The following is a 20,326-nucleotide window of genomic DNA, read 5'->3' on the forward strand; positions in this document are numbered from 1 at the left end:
CCGACCGTCTGGATGTGACGACATGAGAGAGCCCCTGTCCCGCCGCCGGTTCGGCGCCCTCCTGGGAGCCGCCGCCGTCACGCCGCTGCTGCCCGCGCGGCCCGCGTGGGCCGCCCCGACCCTGCTGCCCTCCGGGATGACCTGGCAGTTGCTGTGGTCGCCCGCGGCCTCCGTCAACGGCATGGGGGCGTGGGAGACCGTCGAGGACGACCGCGCCGACTCCCACCCGGCCGGTGCGCCGCACATCTTCCCCGAGGGGAACAACTACCGCTTCACCATGCACACGGCCGACCGGGACACGAGCACCGACCGGCAGCGGCACGAGGTGACCGGCAACCGTACCTCCGGCAGCGGCTTCCTGCAGTGGAGGAGCGGTGAGCTGTGGCGGGTCACGTACTCGATGTACATCCCGAGCACGCTCAAGGCCACCACGACGTTCACCCACATCTTCCAGACCAAGATGCCCGGCACGGGGACGTCGCCGATCACGGTCACCTCGCTGCGCCGGGTGGACGGCAGGCAGACCATCGAGCACAAGATCTTCGAGCCGGACATCCTGGTCGGGCGGACCGACCTGGAGCCGCTGCACGACAGGTGGATCGACGTCGACTACGAGATCAGGATCGGCGACGGCTCGTCCGGCGGGGTCAGGTGGATGGTCTCGAACGGCGGCGCCACGGTGGTGGACGCGACCAGGACGGGCGTGGACACGTTCCTCGGCGACCGGGTGCGGCCCAAGTGGGGCATCTACCGTTCGCTGGGCGACACGTCGGGCTCGCTGCAGAACTGCCACCTGCTGCTCACGAACCTCAGGTCCTACAAGGCCGTGCCGGGCAGCGGCGGCGGCGTCACCCGGTACGAGGCGGAGAACGCGACCATCTCCCAGGGCGCGGTGGAGTCCAACCACGCGGGCTTCTCCGGGGCGGGGTTCGTCAACGGCGACAATGCCGCGGGCCCGTACGTGGAGTGGACGGTCAGCGGCGCCGCCGGACCCGCCACCCTCCGGATCCGCTACGCCAACGGCACCACGACCGGCCGCCCGGCGACGGTCACCGTCAACGGCACGACCGTCGCCACCCCACCCTTCGGCGGCACGGGCGCCTGGACGACCTGGGCCACCGCCACCGTGCCCGTCACCCTCACCGCGGGCGCGAACACGGTGCGGATCACGTCCACCACCGCGGGCGGCAACCCGAACCTGGACTACATCGAGCTGGCGCAGTGAGCGCGCGCTCCGACCCGGCGGAACGTTCCGGTGGCTGCCGCGGAGCGGGGTGTCACCAGGTGACGGGGAGCTGGTGCACGCCGTAGATGTTCATGTCGGCACGCAGCGGCACCTCCTCGATCGGCACCGCCGAACGCAGGGTGGGGAACCGCCGGAACAGCGCCGGGTACGCGCACCGCAGCTCGATGCGGGCCAGTTGCTGGCCCAGGCACTGGTGCACCCCGTGCCCGAACGAGAGATGCCCGGCGGCGCTCCGCGTCACGTCGAGGGTGTCGGGGTCGTCGAAGCGCTCCGGGTCCCGGTTGCCCGCGGGGATCGAGACCGTGACGACCTCACCCGCCCTGATCGTCACCCCGCCCAGCTCGACGTCCTCCAGCGCACCCCGCTGCGTCCCGAACTGGATGATCGACAGGTAACGCAGCAGCTCCTCGACCGCGTTCTCGGTCAGTGACGGGTCGTCCCTGACCGCCGCCAACTGGCCGGGGTGCGCCAGCAGGGTGAGGACGCCCAGACTGATCATGTTGGCGGTGGTCTCGTGCCCGGCGACCAGCAGCATCATCGCGATGCCGGTCAGCTCCTCGTCGTTCAGCTCGCCGCCGGTGACGAGGCCGCTGAGCAGGTCGTCGGCCGGTTCGGCGCGCTTGCGGAGGACCAGTTCGCGCAGATAGCCGCCGAGCGAGTGCCGGGCGGCGTCGAACTCCTCGGGGGTGCTCTCCAGCGTCATCGCCACGCGGGTGTCGTGCTGGAAGCGCTCGCGGTCGGCGTACGGGACGCCGAGCAGCTCGCAGATCACCAGCGACGGGATCGGCAGCGCGAACGCCGCCACCAGGTCCACTGGCGGCCCGGCCTGCTCCATCGCGTCGAGGTGCTCGTCGGTGACGCGCTCGATCCACGGTTCGAGCTGCCGCATCCGGCGCACGGTGAACTCACCGGTGAGCAGGCGGCGATAGCGCGTGTGCTCGGGGGCGTCCATGCCGATGAACATCCCGGCCGGGACGCGGTCCGAGGTGATCATCTCCTCGATCGCGGGCCGGTGGATCGCCGGGCGGCGGAACTCCATCCGGGAGCTGAAGCGGGGGTCGGCGAGCACCGTACGGACCAGGGCGTGGCTCGTGACCAGCCAGCCCGTGTGTCCGCCGGGGTAGGCGAGCGGCTGGACGGGCTGCCCTTCGCGCAGCGGCCCCAGCTCGGGCGGTGGGTCGAACGGGCAGCCCGCGCTCCGCTCCGTGGGCATGGTGATCGGGGCGGGTGTCCCCGCGGACAACGTTGGTGCCATCTCTCTCGACCTTCCCTTGCGTGCGTACGGACCTTCCCCACGAAACAGCACTTGACGAATAATTGCAAACGATGAAACTTTCGTTGCGTTCCAACATTAGCCGCTGTACCCTGCGCTCGTGGAGAGCGGAGCAGAGGAGAAGGCGCCGAGCCTGCGTGAGCGCAAGAAGGAGCGCACGCGGCGCGCGCTGGTCGAGGCGGCGGCGCGGCTGTTCGCGGAGAAGGGGTACGCGCGGACCACGGTCGCCGAGATCGCCGCGGCGGCCGAGGTCTCCACCGCGACGCTCTTCAACTACTTCGCCGACAAGGAGGACATCCTCTTCGCGGGCGACCGGGAGGGGATGGACGCGGTGTTCCGGATGTTCGCCGAGCACGGTCCCGAGGAAGGGCCGGCCGAGCTGCTCGCCCGGGTCGTGCGGGAGGGCTTCGGCCGGGCCCTGTCCCCGGACCTCGGCCCCGACATCACGGCGGGCGTCGACCCGCTGCGCGTCCAGCTCGTCATGACCGTGCCCGAGCTGCAGGCGCGACGGCTGCGGCACATGCAGGAGTCGCTGCTGCGGCTGGCCCACGCGCTCTACGAGGCGTACTCCGACCGGCTCGACCGGATGACCGCGGCGGGGATGGTCGGCGCGGTGGTGGGCGCCATCCAGACCGTCGGCCTGGTCGGCGTGGCGCGGGGGGAGCCGGCGCACGAGCGGATGGAGGCGATGGTGCTGCGGGCCGTCGACATCGCGATGCGTGGCGTACGCGCGGCGGCGGCGTCGAGCCGCACACCGGACGCCACCCGCGCGACGGACACGGCTCTCGCAACGGACACGGCTCTCACGACGGACGCAGCTCTCACGACGGACGCAGCTCTCGCGCCGGGCGGAGGGCCCGCGCCCGATGGCATCTCGGCGGAGGGCGCATGGCCCAGCAGCCGGTCCGGGATCCACCGGGGTGACGAAAGTCCGACAAAGGTGCGTGACGAAAAAAGAGAGGCCGTGGCGTCCACGTGCCCGTGTTGCGCCGCGCCGGTGGCTCAGCCCGCGCGCGGCCGACCCCGCAGATACTGCTCACATGCCTGCCAGCAACGCGCCTACCGCGCCCGCCACGGCCACCGGCGATCGAGCGAAACCCGCTGATCCGGCCCTGACATCGTCGTGGCGGCAGGCGCGGGGACGCTCCCCGGCGACGTGGACCACCCCTGCCCCTTCGGCCCCGACCCCGCCTGCGCGGGGGCAGGAGGCGGGGAGGCGGCCGAACGGAGGTGTCACCACGTCACCGGGGAGCGGACGTACGGCATGCCCGCGGATCAATCCCCAGGCGGCTAGCTCTTGCTCCAGACGGACGCGATGACGCCGTCCTCGGTGCTCAGGATCTGCGGCGTGTAACCGAGGCTCTTGAGCTCGACCGACTTGACCGTGTAGGTCAGCTTGGACAGGCTCAGGTACTCCTTCAGCCCGGTGGTGCTGCCCTTGCTCCACACGGTGGTGTAGAGCTTGCCGGGCTCGACCGCCATGAGCACCGGGCGCAGGCCCTGCTTCGCCTTCGCCAGGAGCTCCTGGCCGCGCTGCTCAACGGTCTGGCCGAGGGTCACCTGGAGGGCCCCCGTGGTGCCGCCGGCCGCCCAGACGGCCGCGTACAGGGGGCTCTCGACCGTGCCGTACACGTCCAGCGAGGAGATGCTGTAGCCGGCGGCGGAGAGCTCCGAGTTGACCTTGGTGAAGGTCTCCTTGGACATGGCGAGCTGGGACTTCGCCAGTTGCGTGGTCTTCTCGAAGACGGCGGCGAAGACGGCGTTGGAGCCGATGCCGGTGCCGCTGATCAGCTTCGGCTGGAAGCCGGCCTTGACCTGCTCCTGGATGCGCTGGGGCAGGGTCGTGGCCGTCAGCCCCTGCAGGACGTTCACCTTGCTGGTGGCGTCCTTGACCCACAGGGACGTGTACTGCGGGTTGGCCGCGTTGGTCACGTTCAGCGCCGTGGGGACGTAGCCCTTGCCGAGCAGGTCCTTGACTCGCTGCACCAACTGGTTACCGGTGAGCGCGTCAAGAGAGAGCCACTCCAGCGGCAGGGTCTGAACGGCCTGGGTGGTCTTGGCGGGCTGCTCGGCCAGCGCCGGGGAGGCGACGGCCAGCAGCGGCGCGGTGGCCGTGACCACGGCCGCGGTCAGGATGGCAGCCCTCTTCGTGCTCCTCATGATCCTCCTATGTAGTGAAAGGTCATCCCAATTTGAGACAAGACGGGACCATAACAGAGCATGAGTGGCAGGCAACCTTCCGTTACCGCGATCGTGACAAGTCTGTGTCAAAACGATCGACAACCCGAGAAATGCTCACGTTTTGTGCGGAACGGTCCACGCAACGTGGCGGTGTCACCGAGTGTGACGGGCCGACGGCGACGGGAACGGTTCCGGCGCGACTGGAACGATCCGGGCCGCCGCGAGTGGCACCGGGCCGGCGGGCAGGTGCGCCGCCGGCCAGGCGCCGGGCCCGCGTGAGCTCAGATGGCGCCCTTGACCAGGGGAGACGCGAGGCCCGCGAAGGTCAGGGGGTGCCGTTGATCAGGGCCAGGGCGAGATCGGGGCTGAAGGTGCCGGCCGGCGTCGTGCCGCCGATCCCGCAGGGCCCGTCGGAGTCGCCCGGCACCTTCACCCAGAACAGGTACTCGGCACCGCTCGACTGCTGCCGGGGCGTGGTCCCGAGCTTGCGCCCCGGCGGGTTGCACCAGTTGTCGCCCGGCGTGCCGTCCACGTACGGGCCGTTGCCGTTCCTGCTGGTGTCGATCACGTACTTCTTCGCGCCCACCGTCCCCGCCAGGCGCGTGTTGACGGCCGCCGCGTACGCCTCGTTGTCGGCGGTCGTGACGTAGTTGGAGACGTTCAGTGAGAAGCCGCGCGTGTTGCCGATGCCCGACGCGACCAGCGCGGGGGCGGCCTCGTCAGGGGAGAGCCAGGCGGCGTGGCCCGCGTCCAGGTACACCCAGGCGTTCGGCGCCTGGGCCCGCAGCACCTGCGTGGCGTCCAGCAGCATCCGGTACTGGTCCGCGGGGTCCAGGCCGAACCGCGTCACGCAGCCCGCGGCGGCGACCGCGTCGGGCTCCAGCACGACGACGGCGTGGCGGGTGCCGATCGCCTTGGCGAACTCGGTGATCCAGGCGTGGTAGGCGACCGCGTCGCCCGCGCCCCCGCCCGAGTGGCCCCCGCACGCGTCCCGGTTCGGGATGTTGTACGCCACCAGCATCGGCAGCCGGTCCTGCGCCTGCGCCGCCCCCACGTACGTGTCCACGGCCAGCGTGAGGTCACCGAACCAGTCGCCGAACCACTCGAAGATCGGCTTGCTGCCGATGGCGTTCATGACGGCCTGGCCCTCGGGGGTCCCCAGGTGCTGGCCGGCCCACTTGGCGGGGTTGGACAGCGAGGAAACGTACAGGGCGGTGGGCCGGGTGGTCTGCGTCTCCATGAGCGAGACGTTGTCGAGGCGGACGACCGGCTTGCCGCCGGACCCGCCGAGCTGGAACGTGACCTCGGCGGCCGTGGCGGAGCCGGGCGCGGCCACGAACGGGATGCTGTAGCGCCTGCTCCCCGTGGTCAGGGACACGTCGGTGGACAGCGACTGGTTGCTGCTCGGGGTGGCCGTGTACTGGACCGTGGCGCGGGCCGTGAAGGCGGTCGTGGAGGAGGCGTCGAAGGAGAGGGTGTAGCTCTTGCCGGGGTTCAGGGCGGCGGTCGTGGGCGTGGCGACCATCGCGTCCCATGAGTTGGCGACGACCGCCTTGACCTCCACCCGCAGGCGCTCGGTCTCCACCGAGATCGCGGACTGCCCGTGGGCCGCCCACGGGCTGGTGGAGGTGGTGAAGGCGCCGTTCGCGATGAGCTGGGCGGCGGCGGAGGCGGGCGAGGGGACGACGAGGGCGGCGGCGGTCAGTACGGCTGCCAGCGCGGCCGTTCCACCAGATCGGAGACATAAGCGGGATCGCACGTGTGATAACCTTTCGTCGGCTTCCGACGATGATCATGACTGTCCGATCCCGGCCGGGTCAACAGATCCGTTCTGGGGTTCCCGGGTCCTCAGTGACCGGGCAGGCCGTCCGCCGTGTACCGGGCCAGCGAGGGCCCCCGCCGCGCGGCCAGCTCAGCGCCGATCCGCTCGGCCCTGCGCAGCACGCGCAGCACGTTCCCCCCGGCCAGCAGCTCGCAGTCGCCCTCGCTCCAGCCACGGGACACCAGCTCGGCGAAGAGCGCGGGATAGCAGGACACGTCGGTCAGCCCGTCGGGCAGGTCGGTGCAGCCGTCGTAGTCGCCGCCCAGCCCGATGCCCGTCACGCCCGCGACCTCACGGGCGTGCTCCACGTGGTCGGCGACCTGGGCCAGCGTGGCGCGCGGGCGCGGCCTGCGCCGCAGGAACTCCGCCGCCGGTTCCTCGGCCGCCGCCCGGTCGGCCGGGTCCACGCCCTGCTCGCGCACGTACGCGTCGAGCTCCAGCCCCCACTCCCTGCACTGCTCGGAGACGAAGGCGGACACGAAGGTCACCATGCACACGCCGCCGTTGCCCGGCAGGCGGGCCAGCACGGCGTCCGGGACGTTGCGCGGATGGTCCACGAGGGCGCGGCACGACGAATGGCTGAAGATCACCGGTGCCTCGCTCACGTCGAGCGCGTCCCGCATCGTCTCCGGCGACACGTGGGACAGGTCCACGAGCATGCCCAGCCGGTTCATCTCGCGGACGACCTCGCGCCCGAACGAGGTCAGCCCGTGGGCCGCCGGGGCGTCGGTGGCGGAGTCGGCCCACGGCACGTTGTCGTTGTGCGTCAGGGTCAGGTAGCGGACGCCCAGGGCGTACAGCATGCGCAGCGCGCCGAGCGAGCAGGCGATCGAGTGGCCGCCCTCGGCGCCCATGAGACAGGCGATGCGCCCCCGCTCCCGCGCCGCCGCGACGTCGTCGGCCCCGAAGGCGAGGGCCAGGTCGGCGGGGTAGGCGGCGGCCATCTGCCGGACGAAGTCGATCTGCTCAAGGGTGGCGGCGAGCGCGTCCTGCCCGGACAGTGAGGCCGGGACGTAGACCGACCAGAACTGGGCGCCCACCCGCCCCGCGCGCAGCCGGGTCAGGTCGGTGTGCGTGGCTCCGGCGGTGTCGCGCAGGTTGAGCCGGGCGAGGTCGTATCCGCAGGTGACACGGGCCGCCCAGGGCAGGTCGTTGTGGCCGTCGACGATCGGGGCTGCGCGCAGGATCGTCTCCACCCGGTCGGCTACGCCGTCGATGCTCACGAGTTCCCCTTCCGGCGGGCCGAGGCTCCGGCGCGAACCGGAGTCGGAGCGATGCAAGCGTACAAGTCACCTCAATCAAGCATCTATCCGTCAATTGCGTCAATCGCGCACATGTATCGGCCGACACCCCTGTCGGACGCCGCCGTTCACTCCTCCGTCAGGACGGTCGGGTCGACCAGGCCCCGCAGGCGGTCGTTCGCCTGTTCGAGGGCGAGGAGCGTGTTCTCGCGCTGCTCCGCGCTCACCCCGCCCAGCGTCTCCTCGGCCAGCTCCGCCCACGCGCGCTCGATCTCCGGGATCAGCGCATGGCCCGCCTCCGTGACGACGATGCGCACCTGGCGGCGGTCGTTCGGGACCGGCTCGCGGCGGAACCAGCCGCCGCCCTCCAGGCGGGCCAGGCTGCGGGTGGCGGTGGGCGGCTCGATGCCCAGCCGGGCCGCCAGCTCCGACACCGTGATCCCCGCCCGCTCCTGGGCCAGCAGCCACAGCATGACGTCCTGCCCCGGGTGCAGCCCCAGCGCCGCCAGCTTGCGGGCCTTGGCGGCGCGGTAGAGCTTGCTCATCTTGTTCAGCGCCCGGTTGACGCGGATCGCCTCGCTTGTGTCCACCTGACCATCCTATAGATATATAGTCGGCTAATAAGTAGTCGGCTAACTATCTGGGAGGTCTCATGGACCTGGGGCTCGATGGGCGTGTGGTGCTGGTCACCGGGGCGTCGGGCGACATCGGCCGGGCGGTCGCGATGGCGTTCGCGCGGGAGGGCGCGCTGGTCGCCGCGGGGTGGCACCGCTCGGAGGAGCGCGTACGCGACCTCCTCGGCGCGATCACCCGCGCGGGCGGCAAGGGCGTGGCGGTGCGGATCGACCAGCGCGACCCGGCGTCGGTCCTGGCCGCGGTGGACGAGGTCGAGCGGGAGCTGGGCCCCGTCGCCGTCCTGGTGGCCAACGCGGTCGCCTGGCCCGAGAGAGGGCCGGAGACGTGGGAGGGGCTCAACGACGGCTTCACCGCGAACGTGACCGGCACGCTGATGCTGGCCGACGCCGTGCTGCCCGGCATGCGCGACGCCGGGTGGGGGCGGCTGGTGCTGGTCTCGTCCGACGTGGTGGACCAGCCGATGGCCGCGGGCGTGGTCTACCCGGCGGCCAAGGGAGCGCTGGAGACGGCCGCGAAGGTGCTCGCCGTCAGGGAGGCGGCCCACGGCGTGCTCACCAACGTCGTACGGCCCGGCTTCACGCTCACCGACCGCGCGCTGTCGGCGCCCTGGCTCGGTCAGCAGGCCGTCGACTCCGAGAGCGCCAAGACGCCGACGGGCCGCATCTGCACGCCGGACGACGTGGCCTCGGCCGCCGCCTACCTCGGCTCGGCGGCCAACGGGCACGTCAACGGCGAGGTGCTGTCCGTGGCCGGCGGCCGTCACCTGACCCGCTGACCGGCTACGCCGAGGGGCGCGGGGGCCCGACCGTGCCGGTGAGCGTGTGGGTGCAGGGCAGCAGCACCTGGCGCTCGTAGTCGCCGGCCGGGTCGGTGATGAGAGAGGTCAGCAGGTCGACCGCGCGGCGGCCCATGGCGTTGCGGGGGATGCGCAGCGTGGCGACCTGGTCGAGGCCCGACTCGCCCGAGGGGTCGTCCACGAGCAGCACCAGCGAGAGGTCGCCGGGGATCTCCAGGCCGCGCAGCCTGGCCATGGCGACCAGGACCCGGATCAGGCTGACCGCCTCGACGAGGATGGCGGTGGCCCCCTCGCGCACGGTCCGGTCGAGCCACTGCGCGGTCAGGTCGTCGGGACGGGTGAAGACGGGCTCGGGCACCGCCAGGCCGAAACGTTCGAGTGCGGCGCGGAAGCCCTCCCAGCGGTCGGTCTGCGGCTCGTCGCGCTTGGCCTCGCCGACGTAGGCGAAGGTGCGGTGGCCCAGCGCCACCAGGTCGTCGAGGATGCGGCCGGTCGCCGCGCGGTAGTCGCCGCCGACGTAGCAGATCTCCGTGCCGGGGACCTCGCGGTGGCCGATGTAGACGAACGGGTGGCGGTCGGCGGCCAGCCGGGCCAGGTCCTCCCTGTGGGTGTGGTGGCCGAGCAGCAGGCTGCCGTTGGCCTGGCGCAGCCCGTTCGTGGAGCCGCGGTAGATGCGGCGCACCCCGTCGTCGTTGGGCGCCGCGGTGAACAGCACGAGGTTGCAGCCCTCGATCCCGGCCTGCTCCTCGATGCCCTGGAGAAACTCGAAGTAGTAGTCGCCCGCGCTGGTCGGGAAGATCGGCTCGAACGTGTGCACGCCGAGCAGCAGCGGCGCGTGCCGGCCGCCGGACGCCAGGCGCTGCTGGCCCGCGGAGACGTATTTGAGCTGTCTGGCCGCCCTGAGCACCTTGCGCTGCGTCTCGGCCGAGATGCGGCCGAGGTCGCCCGAGCCAGTCAGCACCATCGAGACCGTCGACTGGGACACCCCCGCCTCCCGCGCGATGTCCGCCTGGCTCGGCCCTCTCCCCCTTGATCGCGACATGCCCCCATTTTTCATTAGCAATCGCTCGGCTGTCCAGTGCTGATATTTGCACAAGAATCAGCTATTGACACGTCCATTTAGCCCAGGCTTAACATGTGCGCAACCTGACGGGCTGGCGCACAGAAAGCTAATACATTAGCAATGACTGAGCTGAAGGTTGACCTGCTGGTGGTGGGCGGCGGACTGGGTGGGGTGGCGGCCGCGCTGACGGCCGCCCGCCTGGGCCACCGCGTGGTGCTCACGGAGGAGACGGACTGGCTGGGCGGACAGCTCACGGCGCAGGCCGTGCCCTCCGACGAGCATCCGTGGATCGAGACCCCGCACGTCTCCGCCGGATACCGGGAGCTGCGCAACCGCATCCGCGACTACTACCGGCGCAACTACCCGTTGCTTCCCGAGGTGGCGGCGCAGGAGGTGCTCAACCCCGGCCTGGGCAACGTGAGCAAGCTGTGCGTGGAGCCGCGGGTGGCGCTGGCCGCCCTCGAAGAGCTGCTCATGCCGTACGTCTCCGCGGGCCGGATCACCGTGCTACTCGAGCACGTCCCCGTGGCGGCGGAGACCGAGGGCGACCGGGTGACCTCCGTGACGCTGCGCGGCACGCGTACCGGAGAGCCGACCACCGTCGTGGCGCCCCTGGTGGCCGACGCCACCGAGCTGGGCGACCTGCTGGAGCTGACCGGCGCCGAGCACGTGATCGGCGCCGAGTCCCGCGACGAGACCGGCGAGCCGTACGCGGCCTCGGTGGCCGACCCCACCGACCAGCAGGCGATCACCTGGTGCTTCCCGCTGGAGTACCGGCCGGGGGAGGAGCACGTCATCGACAAGCCCGCCTCCTACGACCACTGGAAGACCCACGTCGACTCCTTCTGGCCGGGCCCCCAGCTCTCCTGGGAGAAGATCGACATCCACACCATGAAGGGCCGGGTCAACCGGATCTTCGAGGGCGACACGGACGCCGTGAGCCTGGCCGACCTGTGGCACTTCCGCCGGATCAGGGCCCGCACCCAGTTCGACCGCGCGCTCGTCGACACCGACATCACGCTGGTGAACTGGCCGAACATCGACTACTGGGAGGCGCCGCTGCTCGGCCGGGGCGCCGACCGCGACAAGGCGCTGCAGCGGTGCAAGGAGCTGTCGCTGTCGTACCTGCACTGGATGCAGACCGAGGCGCCGCGCCACGACGGGGGCCACGGCTACCCGGGGCTGCGGCTGCGCCCCGACCTCACGGGCACGGCCGACGGCCTGGCGAAGTCCGCCTACATCCGCGAGTCGCGCCGCATCAGGGCCCGCTTCACCGTGGTGGAGCAGCACATCGCGGTCGTGGACCGCCCCGAGGGCGCGGGCGCCGAACGGTTCGCCGACTCGGTGGGCGTCGGCCACTACAACATCGACCTGCACCCGAGCACGGCCGGCATCAACTACGTCAACCTCGAGGTCTACCCGTTCCAGATCCCGCTGGGCGCGCTCGTCCCGGTCCGCCTGCGCAACCTGCTGCCCGCCTGCAAGAACATCGGCACCACCCACATCACCAACGGCAGCTACCGGCTGCACCCGGTCGAGTGGAGCATCGGCGAGGCCGTCGGCGCGCTGTCGTCCCTCTGCCTGAGCCGGGGCAGCGAGCCGCACGCCGTGGCCGACTCCGCCGAGCTGACCGAGGACCTGCAGCGCCTGCTCACCGGCACCATCGGCGCCCCGGTGGCCTGGCCGGACGACGTCGCCGTGCTGCGCCCCTCGCAGGCGCGCAAGAACGCCACCCCCACCTACGTCCTGCCCGAGCGGCGCGGGTGAGGCGGCCATGGAGCACGACGTCATCATCTACGGCGCCACGCTCGCCGGCATCATGGCCGCGCTGCGCCTGCGCCTGCGCGGGCTGTCCAGCCTGATCCTGGAGCCGACCGGGCACGTGGGCGGCATCGTGGCCGGCGGGCTGGTCAAGAGCGACCCGCCGAACGTCATCGAGGCCCTGGCCGGGCTGACCCGCGACCGCTTCTTCGCCGGCATCGGCCGCGAGTACGGCGCGGACGAGCCGCGTTACCGCTTCGAGCCGAAGGTCGCCGAGCGGGTCGCCCGGCGGCTGCTGGCGGAGGCGGGGGCCGAGGTGCTGGCCGGCACCCGTGTCCACGGCCCCGCCGACGTCGAGACCCGGGGCCGCCGGATCCAGGCGGTGCTCGGCCGGCGGGCGCGCTTCTTCATCGACGCCTCCTACGAGGGCGACCTGATGGCCGCCGCCGGCGTGCCGTACACCTACGGGCGCGAGCCCCGCGCCCGCTACGACGAGCCGTTCGCCGGCGTGCTCCCGCACCGGGCGCTGCGCCGCAGCGAGTTCTCGCCCAACCGCGGCTACCCGGTCGGCCCGCCGCCCACCGAGCGGCCAGGGGACGGCGACGCCAAGACGCAGGCGTACAACTTCCGCGGCGTGCTGTCCAAGGCGGCCGACCGGCTGCCCTTCCCCCGCCCGGAGGGGTACGACCCGCGCCTGTACGACCTGCTCGGCCAGCTCGTCCGGCGGCGCGGCATCGGGGGCCTGTCGGACATCGTCACCCACACGGCGCTGCTGCCGCCCGGCGACAAGTACCAGACCAACCAGGCGCTGTTCATCGGGTTCGACCTGCCGGGCGCGTCGTGGGACTACCCCGACGGCACCTGGGCGCGGCGGGAGGAGGTCATCGCCGAGCACGTCCGCTGGCACCAGGGCCTGCTCTACTTCCTGGCGAACGACCCGTCGCTGCCGGAGTCGTTCCGCGCCGACACGCGCGCCTTCGGGCTGCCCGCCGACGAGTTCGCCGACAGCCCGTACGGCGCCGGCTTCCCGCACGCCCTCTACATCCGCGAGGCCCGCCGCATGGTCGGACAGCACGTCCTCACCCAGCACGACCTGCGCGCCCCCGGCAACACCACGCCGACCCCGGTCTGCTGCTGGAAGTACGGCATCGACTGCCACATCGTCCAGCTCTACCCCGAGGGCCAGGACACGATCGCGGGGGAGGGGCCGCCCAGCGGCACCGAGTACAACGAGCCGGCCGACCTCTACCAGATCCCCGCCGAGTGCCTCTTCCCTGCGCGCGGCGGGATCGAGAACGTCGCCGTGCCCGTCTGCTTCTCCGCCAGCCACGTCGCGTACCTGTCGGCCCGCATGGAGCCGAACTTCGGCATGCTCGGCGAGGCCGCGGGCGAGCTGGCGGCTCAGGCGCTGCGTACCGGGCAGGCGGTGCAGGACTACCGCTATCCCGACCTGGCCGCCGCCCTGCGGGAGCACGGCAGCGTGCTGTCCCTGCCCGAGCTGGAGGTTCCGACATGATCCCCGATCCGCCGTTCCAGCCGGGGCCGCTCGACGCGGCGGCCGGCCGGCGGCCGCACCGGGTCGAGCTGCCGCTGCACGTCGGGCAGGCCCGCGAGCGGTGGGCGCTGCGGCTGGAGTTCACGGCCGGGCACGGCCCCTGCCCCGACCTGGAGATCGAGATCGACGGCCGGCACCGCGGGCTCGTCCACCCCGAGGTACGCCGCGACGACCGCACCGAGGTCTACCGGCACGGCCCCATCGCGGGCGAGGTGACGATGGAGGTGCCGATCCCCGGGGCGATGCTGCCGCCGGGCGAGCACGTACTGGCGATCACCACGACGCTCGACCGCGAGGCCGCCACCGGCCCCGTGACGATCCCCGGCGGGCAGCCGCACCGGCACCGCGAGCAGTTCGGGCACCACTTCGGCAGCGGCATCACCTGGCGCTCGATCGAGCTGACGCCCGCCACGTCGCCGCCGCCCCCTCCCGCGCTCAAGGCCACGCCGCTCTACCTGCACGACGGCCGCGAACTCGTCGAGCTGACCGTGCCCGCCTCCGCCCGCCGCGCGGAGGTCCGGCTGTCCGGCCGCACGCACGCCTTCGACCTGCCGGAACGCGACCTCGGCCAGGTACGCGTCCGCTTCCCGGTCGACGAGGCGCGCGGCCCGGCCGAGGTGCGGGTGGACGGCGGCCCGCCCGTGACGTTCGCCCTCACCCCCGCCCGCAGGTGGACGCTGCACCTCATCCCGCACGTGCACCTCGACGTGGGCTACACCGACGGCCAGGGCAAGGTGCTGGAGCTGCACAGCCGCAACCTCGACCGGGCGCTGGCGGCGCTGGAGCGCGACCCCGGCTTCGCGTTCTCGGTGGACGGCTCGCTCATCCTGGCCCAGTACCTGGCCACCCGGTCGGAGAAGAACGCCGACCGGGTGCTCAGGGCCCTGCGCGAGGGCCGCATCGCGGTCAACGCCTTCCACAGCCTGTTCCTGTCCGGCGTGGCCTCGCTGGAGGAGATCTACCGGGCCGCCTACCTGGCGGCGCGGCTGCGCGACGAGCACGGCGTGCCCGTCACGTACGCCAACCTCACCGACGTGCCCTCCTACAGCGCGGCCGTGCCGTCCATCCTGGCCGCGCTCGGCGTCGAGGGCTTCGTCGGCATCGAGAACCACCACCGCGGCGGCAACGCGGACAGCGACCTGCAACACCTGCTCAGCCCGGTCATGTGGGAGGGCGTGGACGGCTCGCGCGTGCTCACCCACTTCTCCGACACCTACTCCCAGCTCCGCTTCATGGTGGGCGACCCGCAGACGATCGAGGGCGGCGCCCACTCCCTGTGCCGCCTGCTGGCCCGCTACGAACGCCCCGGCTACCTGCCCCACGACCTGGCGGTCATCGGCACCCACGCCGACAACGAGGACCTCGCCGACGGCGACGCCGGCTTCGCCGCTCGCTGGAACGCCGTCTACGCCCACCCCCGGATCGTCGTCTCCACGATGGCCGGCTACCTGGACGCGGTCCGCCCGCTGGCCGACCGGCTGCCGGTGTGGCGGGGCGACGGCGGCAGCTACTGGGAGGACGGCGTCGGCACCGGCGCCACGGTGGTGGCCGAGCACCGGCGGGCGCAGAGCGCGCTGCCCGCCGCCGAGGGCCTGGCCGCCCTGGTGACACGGGCCGAACCGGGCTACCGGCCCAACCGGGAGGCCCTCGACGCCGCCTGGGAGGGCGCGCTGTTCGGCGCCGAGCACACCTGGACCTGGTCGCACGCGCTCGCCCACCCGCACGGCGAGCAGGTCGGCGACCAGCTCGACTGGAAGCGGCACCAGGTGCACACCGCCCTGCGGACCGCCGTGGACGAGGGCCGCAGGGCCATGAGCCAGCTCGGCGAGCTGGTCACCACGCAGGGGCCGACCCTGCTCGTGCACAACCCGCTGAGCTGGGCCAGGGACGTGGAGGTCGAGTTCGAGTCGGCCGGGCCGCCGCCGCTGCCCGCCGAGGTGCTGGCCGACTGCGCCGGGCTGCGCCGCTACCGGATGACCGTGGCCGACGTCCCCGGCTTCGGCTACCGGACGATCCCGCTCGCCGCCCCGGCCCCGCTCGCGCCGGGCGAGGAGGACGGCCGCGGCGCGGCCTCCGGCGAGCGGGCGAAAGACTGGCTGCCGGTGCCGCCGCGGCTCGTCACCTCGCGGTGGGAGGCCGAGCTGGATCCCGCGACCGGCGCCGTGCTCGGGCTGACCTGCCGGGCCGACGGCCGCCGGCTGCTCGACGGGCCGCTCGGCCAGGTGCTCTACGTACGCAACGGCCCCTCCACCCGCGTCGTGCCCGCGCACAGCGGCGACCCGCACCACCACCCGCCCGTGCCGCGCACCTCGCTCGACGGCCGCCGCCCCCACGCCGACCCGCCGGACCTCGCCGTCTTCCCGGCCGCGATGCGCCCGGTCGGGCTGCGCAGGACGTACGACGGCTGGCGGCTGCGGTCGGTCGGCAGCGCCCCCAGCGTCCCGTACGTCGAGGTGGACGTGCTGCTCAGGGACGACGACGACCGCGTCGACGTGACCGTCCGCCTGGAGAAGGAGCGCGAACCGGCCAAGGAGGCCCTGTACGTGGCCTTCCCGTTCGCCGCCGAGCAACCCCGCTTCCACTACGACCGGCAGCAGGGCTGGATCGACCCCGCCGCCGACCACGCCCCCGGCGCCTGCCAGGAGTGGTTCACCACGCAGTACGGCGTCGTCGTCGGCTCACCCGCCGGGGCCGTGGCGTGGACCTCGGCCGACGCGCCGCTGTTCACCGCGGGCGACATCGTGCGCGGTGCCTGGCCGGAACGCTTCGCCCCGCCCACGGGCGCGCTCTACTCCTGGGTCATGAACAACTACTGGCCCACCAACACCCCGCCCGAGCAGGACGGCACGCTCACCCTGCGCTACGCCTTCCGCCCGCTGCCCGCCTTCGACCCGGTGGCCGCCGGGCGGCTGGGCCGGGAGGTCAGGGCGGCGCCCATGGTGTCGGAGGTGAGCAGGCTCGACAAGTTCGACACCGAGCCGCGCCGCCTCGCCGCCCCCTCCGGCCGCCTGCTCGACCTCGGACTACCGGACTGGGTCGCCGCGACCGTGTCCGAGCCGCGCGACCGCGACGGCCTGCTCGTCCGCCTCCAGGACCTGTCGGGCCGCGGCGGCGAGGTACGTCCGCGCCACCCGGGCCGGGTCGTCGTGTGCCGGGCCGACGAGAGCGAGCTGCGCGAACTCGACGGCGCCGTCCTGATCGAGCCCTGGCACGTGGTCACACTCAAGCTCCGATAGCCCCCACTGCCCGACGACGTCCTCCATCGTCGGCCCCAACGTCGGCCCTCAACGACGAACCCCCCAACGACGACCCCCCCGACGAAAGGAAAGGCCATGTCTGACGCGCGTCACAGCAGGCGCCAGTTCCTCCAGCTCACCGGGAGCACCGCGCTGCTGGCCGCCTCGGGCGGCCTGCTGACAGCGTGCGGCTCGTCCTCGCCCCCGGCGAGCCCGCAGGGGAGTACGCGCAAGGCGGTCCTGCCCGCGTACCTTCCCTCGACCGTCGTCAAACCCGACGTGCCCGCCACCGCGGACGGTGTGCTGGCCGCCTACCACAGCTATCCCGCCAACCCCGTCACCGCCTTCACCGGCAAGCCCGGCGAAGGGCTGGGCGAGGTCAAGGTGCTGACCAACATGTTCGACCCGGTGCCGCCCGGCGCCGACGCCAACCGTTACTGGCAGGAGCTGAACACCCGCCTCGGCGCGACCCTGAACATCACGATGGCGCCCGCCGCCGACTACGTGAGCAAACTGTCCACCGTCATCGCCAGCGGCGACCTGCCCGACGTCCTCATGCTCTCGGCCAGCCTGGCCAACCGCTCCCAGATCCTCACCCGCCTGTGCGCCGACCTCAGCGAACTGCTCTCCGGCGACGCGGTCAAGAACTACCCGTTCCTGGCCGGCATCCCGCGCGACTCCTGGCTGGCCACCGCCTACCAGGGCGGCGTGTACGCGATCCCCGTGCCCCGCGCCATCGTCGGCACGATCATGTTCGCCCGCTCCGACCTCATCGCGGAACGCTCGCTGAACGGCGAGCCCAAGAGCTACGACGACTTCCTGGCCCTGGCCAAGGGCCTGAGCGACCCGGCGAAGAACCGGTGGGCCTTCGGCGGCCCCAAGGGCGTCATCACGTTCGTGGGCACCATGCTCGGCGTGCCCAACACGTGGCGGGTGGAGGGCGGCAGGTTCACCTCCGAGCACGAGACGCAGGAGCGCAAGGAGGCCATCGCCAAGACCGCCGAGCTGGTCAAGGCCGGTGTGTTCCACCCCGACGCCGTCGGCGGCAAGCTCAACCTGCGCGACCTGTTCGGCAACGGCACCGTCGCGCTCAACGCCGACGGCTACGCCGCCTGGGACATCCTGGCCGACACCTACAAGGTCGACGTCGGCGCGATCGTCTCGCCCGGCCCCGCGCGGGCGGGCCAGGCGCACTTCGCCATCACCGCGTTCAAGAAGACCGACCGCGACCGCCTGGCCAAGCTGCTGCGCGTCTGCGACTGGCTGTCCGCGCCGCTCGGCACGAGCGAGTACATGTTCCGCAAGTTCGGCGTCGAGGGCGAGCACTACACGATGAAGGACGGCGCTCCCCAGCCGACGAGCCTCGGCGACGCCGAGGTCAAGCTGCCCCTGGAGTACGTCGCCGACTCCCCGCACGTGCTCGGCCCCGGCCCCAGAGAACGGGTGGACGCCCAGCGCGCCTACCAGGAACGGGTGGTGCCCTCCATCGTGCGCAACCCCGCCGCCGCCCTCTACTCCGAGACCGCCGTCAACAAGGGCGGCACCCTCATCAAGATCATCGACCAGGCCGAGCTGGACATCGTCTCCGGCCGCAAGCCCGTCAGCCACTGGGACGAGGTCGTCAAGCAGTGGCGTGCGCAGGGCGGCGACCAGATGCGCCGCGAGTACGAGACCGCGCTGGCCCAGGGCGACTGATCGATGGCGCTCGACGTGAAAGCCCCGCCGACCCGCCCGGCCGCCCCCGCGCGGCGCACCAGGCCGCGCACCTCGCGCCTGCGCAGGGACGGGCTGCTGCTCCTGCTCGGCGTGCCCGGCCTGCTCGTGATCGTGCTGTTCCACTACGTGCCGATGCTCGGCAACGTGATCGCGTTCAAGGACTACCAGCCCTTCCTCGGCATCTGGGAGGCGCCGTGGGTCGGCCTGCGGAACTTCCTGGTGCTCTTCAACGGCGACCCGCTCTTTCTCAACGCGCTGGTCAACACGCTCGTCATCTCGCTCGTGCAGATCGTCTTCGTCTTCCCCGTGCCGATCGCGCTGGCGTTGCTGCTCAACTCCCTCGCGGGGGAGCGGGTCAAGCGGCTGGCCCAGTCGATCCTGTACCTGCCGCACTTCATGTCGTGGGTGGTCGTCGTCGCGATCTTCCAGCACATGCTGGGCAACGCGGGGCTGCTGAACACGTTCCTGCGCGGGCACGACCTGGCCACGCTGCCGCTCATGGGCAACCCCGACCTGTTCCTCGCCCTCATCACCTCGCAGGTGATCTGGAAGGACGCCGGCTGGGGCACGATCATCTTCCTGGCCGCGCTGTCCCGGGTCGACCCCGAGCTGTACGAGGCCAGCGCCATGGACGGCGCCTCCAAGACCCGCCAGCTCTGGCACGTGACGCTGCCCGCCATCCGCGGCGTGATCGTGCTGATGCTCATACTCAAGCTCGGCGACGTGCTGACCGTCGGCTTCGAGCAGATCATCCTGCAGCAGGCCATGGTCGGCACCGACGTGTCCGAGGTGCTGGACACCTACGTCTTCACCTACGGCGTGGTCGGCGGCAACTGGGGCGTGGCCGCCGCCGTCGGCCTGGTCAAGGGCCTGGTCGGGCTGGTGCTCGTGGTCGGCGCCAACAAGGTCGCGCACCTGCTCGGCGAGAGAGGGCTCTACACCAAATGATCGTTCGTGCCGTCAAAGGCGTGGTCGTGGCCGCCTGCTGCGCTCTGGTGATCCTCCCGTTCCTGGCGGTCATCTCCACCAGCCTGGCCGACCAGACGCAGGTCACCGCCACCGGCGGCTACGTGCTGTGGCCCGAGCGCCCCAGCCTCGACGCCTACCGGGCCATCCTGGCGGGCGGGGTGGTCACCCGGGCGCTGCTGGTGTCCGTCGGCGTGACCGTCGCCGGGACGCTGCTCTCGCTGACCTGCATCACGCTGCTGGCGTACTCGCTGAGCCGGCCGGGCTCGCTGCTGCACCGGCCGATCCTGCTGACCGTGCTGTTCACGCTGCTGTTCGCGCCCGGCATGATCCCGATGTACCTGACGATCAAGCAGCTCGGGCTGCTCGACTCCTACTGGTCGCTCATCCTGCCCGGGCTGGCCAGCGGGTTCCAGATCATCATCATGCGGGCGTTCTTCCAGGAGATCCCCGGCGAGCTGATCGACGCCGCCCGCATCGACGGGGCCGGCGAGCTGCGCATCCTGCTGCGGGTCGTGCTGCCGCTGTCGAAGGCGGTCGTGGCCGTCGTCGGGCTGTTCAGCGCGGTGGCGTACTGGAACGCGTTCTTCAACGCCATGCTCTACCTCAACGACACCGAGAAGTGGCCGCTGCAACTGGTCCTGCGGACGTACGTGGTCGACAACAGCTCGCTCGGTGTCGACGCGGCCGATCTGTCGGGCGGTTTCCTGCCCCCTGCCCAGTCCATGCAGATGGCGATCCTGGTGCTGAGCCTGGTCCCCATCGCGATCGTCTACCCGTTCCTCCAGAAGCACTTCTCCAAGGGAATCCTCATCGGCGCGGTGAAAGGCTGAC

At 71.9% G+C, this 20,326-nt stretch carries 15 protein-coding genes; 9 read left to right on the forward strand and 6 right to left on the reverse strand.

Annotated features, from left to right (window positions below; translation table 11 throughout):
* Positions 1-22: 22 nt before the first annotated feature.
* Positions 23-1,225 (forward strand): CBM35 domain-containing protein, encoded by a 1,203-nt coding sequence (locus tag ABD844_RS19675; RefSeq protein ID WP_344879456.1) that lies wholly within the window; start codon positions 23-25, stop codon positions 1,223-1,225.
* A gap of 52 nt (positions 1,226-1,277) precedes the next feature.
* Here the strand turns inward: ABD844_RS19675 and ABD844_RS19680 are convergent, their stop codons facing one another.
* Positions 1,278-2,501 (reverse strand): cytochrome P450, encoded by a 1,224-nt coding sequence (locus ABD844_RS19680; RefSeq protein WP_344879459.1) that lies wholly within the window; start codon positions 2,499-2,501, stop codon positions 1,278-1,280.
* 118 nt (positions 2,502-2,619) lie between these two features.
* Between ABD844_RS19680 and ABD844_RS19685 the strand changes: the two genes are divergently transcribed.
* Positions 2,620-3,624 (forward strand): TetR/AcrR family transcriptional regulator, encoded by a 1,005-nt coding sequence (locus ABD844_RS19685; RefSeq protein WP_344879462.1) that lies wholly within the window; start codon positions 2,620-2,622, stop codon positions 3,622-3,624.
* Between the two features lie 185 nt (positions 3,625-3,809).
* Here ABD844_RS19685 and ABD844_RS19690 read toward each other — a convergent pair whose 3' ends face one another.
* The 4 genes from ABD844_RS19690 to ABD844_RS19705 all read right to left on the reverse strand — a co-directional run bounded on the left by ABD844_RS19690 (position 3,810) and on the right by ABD844_RS19705 (position 8,353).
* Complete coding sequence (locus ABD844_RS19690; RefSeq protein ID WP_344879465.1) at positions 3,810-4,679, reverse strand: hypothetical protein; 870 nt, start codon at positions 4,677-4,679, stop codon at positions 3,810-3,812.
* Between the two features lie 346 nt (positions 4,680-5,025).
* The gene (locus ABD844_RS19695; protein ID WP_344879468.1) at positions 5,026-6,459 is read right to left on the reverse strand and encodes a glycoside hydrolase family 6 protein; all 1,434 of its coding nucleotides are present in this window, start codon (positions 6,457-6,459) and stop codon (positions 5,026-5,028) included.
* Between the two features lie 89 nt (positions 6,460-6,548).
* The gene (locus ABD844_RS19700; RefSeq protein ID WP_344879471.1) at positions 6,549-7,745 is read right to left on the reverse strand and encodes a dipeptidase; all 1,197 of its coding nucleotides are present in this window, start codon (positions 7,743-7,745) and stop codon (positions 6,549-6,551) included.
* Between the two features lie 146 nt (positions 7,746-7,891).
* Positions 7,892-8,353, reverse strand: a complete 462-nt coding sequence (locus ABD844_RS19705) for a MarR family winged helix-turn-helix transcriptional regulator (RefSeq protein WP_344879474.1) — start codon at positions 8,351-8,353, stop codon at positions 7,892-7,894.
* Positions 8,354-8,415: 62 nt separating this feature from the next.
* Here ABD844_RS19705 and ABD844_RS19710 point away from each other — a divergent pair, with 62 nt between their 5' ends.
* A complete protein-coding gene (locus tag ABD844_RS19710; RefSeq protein ID WP_344879477.1) occupies positions 8,416-9,174 on the forward strand; it encodes an SDR family NAD(P)-dependent oxidoreductase in 759 nt (252 codons plus the stop codon).
* Positions 9,175-9,178: 4 nt separating this feature from the next.
* Here the strand turns inward: ABD844_RS19710 and ABD844_RS19715 are convergent, their stop codons facing one another.
* Complete coding sequence (locus ABD844_RS19715; RefSeq protein WP_344879480.1) at positions 9,179-10,237, reverse strand: LacI family DNA-binding transcriptional regulator; 1,059 nt, start codon at positions 10,235-10,237, stop codon at positions 9,179-9,181.
* Between the two features lie 141 nt (positions 10,238-10,378).
* Between ABD844_RS19715 and ABD844_RS19720 the strand changes: the two genes are divergently transcribed.
* The 6 genes from ABD844_RS19720 to ABD844_RS19745 all read left to right on the forward strand — a co-directional run bounded on the left by ABD844_RS19720 (position 10,379) and on the right by ABD844_RS19745 (position 20,325).
* On the forward strand, positions 10,379-12,025 hold the full coding sequence (locus tag ABD844_RS19720; RefSeq protein WP_344879483.1) for an FAD-dependent oxidoreductase: 1,647 nt from the start codon (positions 10,379-10,381) through the stop codon (positions 12,023-12,025).
* A gap of 7 nt (positions 12,026-12,032) precedes the next feature.
* Positions 12,033-13,535 (forward strand): FAD-dependent oxidoreductase, encoded by a 1,503-nt coding sequence (locus ABD844_RS19725; protein ID WP_344879486.1) that lies wholly within the window; start codon positions 12,033-12,035, stop codon positions 13,533-13,535.
* Entirely contained in the window at positions 13,532-16,810 is a 3,279-nt protein-coding gene (locus ABD844_RS19730) for a glycoside hydrolase family 38 N-terminal domain-containing protein (protein ID WP_344879489.1), read from the forward strand. The genes ABD844_RS19725 and ABD844_RS19730 overlap by 4 nt, the downstream gene beginning before the upstream one ends.
* A gap of 96 nt (positions 16,811-16,906) precedes the next feature.
* Positions 16,907-18,505: an extracellular solute-binding protein gene (locus ABD844_RS19735; RefSeq protein WP_344879492.1), complete on the forward strand. Its 1,599-nt coding sequence runs from the start codon at positions 16,907-16,909 to the stop codon at positions 18,503-18,505.
* Positions 18,506-18,508: 3 nt separating this feature from the next.
* Entirely contained in the window at positions 18,509-19,474 is a 966-nt protein-coding gene (locus ABD844_RS19740; RefSeq protein ID WP_344879495.1) for an ABC transporter permease, read from the forward strand.
* Entirely contained in the window at positions 19,471-20,325 is an 855-nt protein-coding gene (locus ABD844_RS19745) for a carbohydrate ABC transporter permease (protein WP_344879498.1), read from the forward strand. The genes ABD844_RS19740 and ABD844_RS19745 overlap by 4 nt, the downstream gene beginning before the upstream one ends.
* Position 20,326 lies beyond the last annotated feature (1 nt).

It is taken from the genome of Nonomuraea antimicrobica, from assembly GCF_039536965.1.
GTDB lineage: Bacteria > Actinomycetota > Actinomycetes > Streptosporangiales > Streptosporangiaceae > Nonomuraea > Nonomuraea antimicrobica.